Annotated in this window: 3 protein-coding genes and 1 pseudogene; all 4 read left to right on the top strand. The window is 67.5% G+C overall.

Annotated elements, in window-relative coordinates; translation table 11 throughout:
* Positions 1 to 313: pseudogene (locus AX681_RS22260) on the top strand (hypothetical protein); the annotation flags it as partial.
* Between the two features lie 145 nt (positions 314 to 458).
* Complete coding sequence (locus AX681_RS02665) at positions 459 to 1,316, top strand: MBL fold metallo-hydrolase (protein WP_066662194.1); 858 nt, start codon at positions 459 to 461, stop codon at positions 1,314 to 1,316.
* Positions 1,298 to 2,044 (top strand): DUF4230 domain-containing protein, encoded by a 747-nt coding sequence (locus tag AX681_RS02660; RefSeq protein WP_066662192.1) that lies wholly within the window; start codon positions 1,298 to 1,300, stop codon positions 2,042 to 2,044. The genes AX681_RS02665 and AX681_RS02660 overlap by 19 nt, the downstream gene beginning before the upstream one ends.
* A gap of 100 nt (positions 2,045 to 2,144) precedes the next feature.
* Complete coding sequence (locus tag AX681_RS02655; protein WP_231733787.1) at positions 2,145 to 2,921, top strand: hypothetical protein; 777 nt, start codon at positions 2,145 to 2,147, stop codon at positions 2,919 to 2,921.
* Positions 2,922 to 3,018 lie beyond the last annotated feature (97 nt).

Raw genomic sequence — 3,018 nt, 5'->3', positions numbered from 1 at the left:
GTCGAAGGACGACGACGTCAAGATCGAGAAGCGCGATGGCGACAAGCGCCTCGTCGTGATCTGCACCGATCGCATCGAAATGCGCGCCGACGCCGCCGCCGCCAAGGCCAAGGGAGCAGAGGCGATCGCCCGCCGCGCTCAGGTGATGGCGATCGCCAGCGCCGATATGGGCAAGCGTCACGCCATGATGGGCCTGAAGATGGCGCGCAGCTCGATCGAGGCGCAGACCGAACTCAGCGCCGAGCAGAAGGCCGCCGCGCTCAAGAGCATCGACGACGCGATGCGCGAGCTCGAGGCCGCCGACAAGGACTGACCGCGAAGCGGAGCATTGCGCGGCACGCCCATCGCCGCGCGGTGTATCCACCAGGGCCGGCCGCGTCCCCTTCACGCGGCCGGCCCGTTCGCGTGCGCGCGTGCTTGGGGTTGTGCCGCTAGCCGCGAACCGCCATTTCTGACCTATGGATGACGCAACAACCGGCGTGGTGGAACAGGTCGAACCGCTGGTGGCGCGTATACTCGCCGCCAACCCGTCGCCGTTCACCTATACCGGCACTCAGACCTATCTCGTCGGAACCACCGACTTGGCGGTGATCGACCCCGGGCCCGACCTGCCCGAGCATCTCGACGCACTGATCGCTGCCATCGCCGACCGACCGGTGCGCGCGATCCTGTGCACCCACACGCATCGGGACCACAGCCCGGCCAGCCGCCCGCTTGCCGCCGCGACCGGCGCGCCGATCATCGGCTGTGCCCCGCTCGCGCTCGACGATGACGGGCCGCGCTCCGACGCAGCGTTCGACCGCGACTATGCTCCGGACCACGTGCTAGCCGATGGCGAGCGCGTATCGGGCGACGGCTGGACGCTCTCGGTCGTCGCCACCCCCGGCCACACCTCCAACCATCTCTGCTTCGCGCTGGTCGAAAGCGGCGCGCTGTTCACCGGCGATCACATCATGGGCTGGTCGACCAGCGTGGTCGCACCGCCCGATGGCGACATGGGCGCCTATATGGCCAGCCTCGACAAGCTGCTCGCGCGCGACGATCGCGTCTATTACCCGGCCCATGGGCCAGCGGTGACCACGCCCCAGCGGCTGGCGCGCCGGATGATCGGCCATCGCAAGCAACGCGAGGGCCAGATTTTGCGGCTGATCGACCAGCAGATCGGCGCCATTCCCGATATGGTCGCGCGCATGTATGTCGGACTGGATCCGCGGCTGACCGGGGCGGCGGGCCGATCGGTCCTTGCGCACCTGATCGACCTTGGCAATCGCGGCATTGTCCGCGCGGAAGGAGAGCTATGGACCAGAGCGGCGTAAGGCAGCGCGGCGGGTTCGCGCAGGGCTGCGTCATCGCGCTCGCCATGGTGCTGGCGATGGCGCTCGCGGTTGGCGCGACGCTCTATTTCGTGGGGCGTAGCGCCTTCGACCGGCTCACCGGCGGCCCGGATCCGGTGACCGTGGCGAGCGCCAGCCTGCAGGGGCTGCGCGAACAGAATCGCCTGTCCGCCTTTGCCGCGCGCTATGTCGCGGTGGTCACCACGACCCAGACCCGGATGGGCTTCACCGCGCAAAAGACGATGATCATGCCGGGCTCGGTCCGTTACGAGGTCGACCTCGGCAAGCTCAACCAGCGCGACGTGATCTGGGACCCGGCAACGCGCAAGCTCAGCATCGCCCTGCCCCCGCTCGAAGTCGTCGGGCCAGAGGTCGATCTCAACAATATCCGCGAATATGGTGAGGGCGGCGTGCTGATGACGCTGACCGACAGCGAAGAGCGGCTCGACGCTGCCAACCGTGCCGCCGGTCAAAAGGAGCTGGTGCGTCAGGCGCGCGAGCCGGCCCCGATGCGCCTTGCCCGCGACGCCACCCGCCGCGCGGTCGAGCGCAGCTTCTCAATGCCGCTTCGCGCAACCGGCATGGACGTAACCGTCGAGGCGCTGTTCCCCGACGAACGCAACGCCAGCGATCGCGAACGCTGGGACGTGTCCAAGTCGATCGAACAGGTGCTGCGCGAGCGGGCGGAGCGTGAAGCGACGAAGAAGTAACCTTCGGCGTCCGCGCCTCTCGGCTGAGCGCAACTCCCACATTCGCTTTGCCCGGACGATGTGATACGTCTCGCCCCCGCAACGATCTGCGGGGGACATGATGGCGACGATCGTCGGGGGGAATACAGGCGCACGCGCACGCGACGCGCGTTTTTTTGAGATCAGCGCGCTGTTGATGGCGCTGATTCTGGTGGCCGGCTTCAGCCTTCAGCTGGCGATGGGACGATCGTCATTCGGCGCTCCCGTCTTCGTGCATGTCCATGGCGTCATCTTCTTCGGCTGGGTGGTGATCTATGTCGCCCAGACCTTTCTGGCCACGCGCGGTTCGCTGGCGCTCCACCGTCGGCTCGGCTGGCTCGCCGCGGGCTGGGTCGCGGCGATGGTCGTCGCCGGGTTCGCCGTCATCATCTGGCGGATTCAAGCGGCTCAAGCGCCCTTCTTCTTTCAACCACAGCATTTCCTGATCGCCAACCCGCTCGTCGTGCTGCTGTTCGCCGGCCTCACCAGCGCCGCGGTTGCGATGCGCAAGCGCACCGACTGGCACCGCCGCCTGCATCTGTGTGCAATGGCCGTATTGCTGGGGCCGGGCTTCGGGCGATTGCTGCCGATGCCGCTGATGATCCCCTGGTCCTATCAGATCGCGATGGTCTGCGGGCTCGCCTTTCCGATCGCCGGAATGGTCCGCGACCTGCTCCGCACCGGGCGCGTGCATCGCGCATGGTTGTGGGGGATCGGAACGACCCTGGCCGTCATGGCCGGGACCGAAGCCATCGTCTATTCGCCGATCGGCGATGCGATCTATGCCTGGGTGACCGCGGGGACTCCCGGAGCCGCCGTAGCGCCGCTTGAGTTCGGCGCGATGCCGCCAATGGGTTGAACCCAAACCCCGACAAGGCCATGTGGGGCCCGAGTCGTTAATGCGGCACCGGCCCGCTCCCCCACCCGGCCACCCAACGACAGTGTATTCTATGGGT

This window comes from Sphingomonas sp. CCH9-E2 (assembly GCF_001557215.1).
Lineage (GTDB): Bacteria > Pseudomonadota > Alphaproteobacteria > Sphingomonadales > Sphingomonadaceae > Sphingomonas.
This window is presented reverse-complemented; position numbering and strand designations above follow the sequence as displayed.

What these genes read in the sequence shown, in the direction of transcription:
- AX681_RS02660 (WP_066662192.1), top strand. Translation starts at nt 1,298, where the DNA reads ATGGACCAGAGCGGCGTAAGGCAGCGCGGCGGGTTCGCGCAGGGCTGC.
- AX681_RS02655 (WP_231733787.1), top strand. Translation starts at nt 2,145, where the DNA reads ATGGCGACGATCGTCGGGGGGAATACAGGCGCACGCGCACGCGACGCG.
- AX681_RS02665 (WP_066662194.1), top strand. Translation starts at nt 459, where the DNA reads ATGGATGACGCAACAACCGGCGTGGTGGAACAGGTCGAACCGCTGGTG.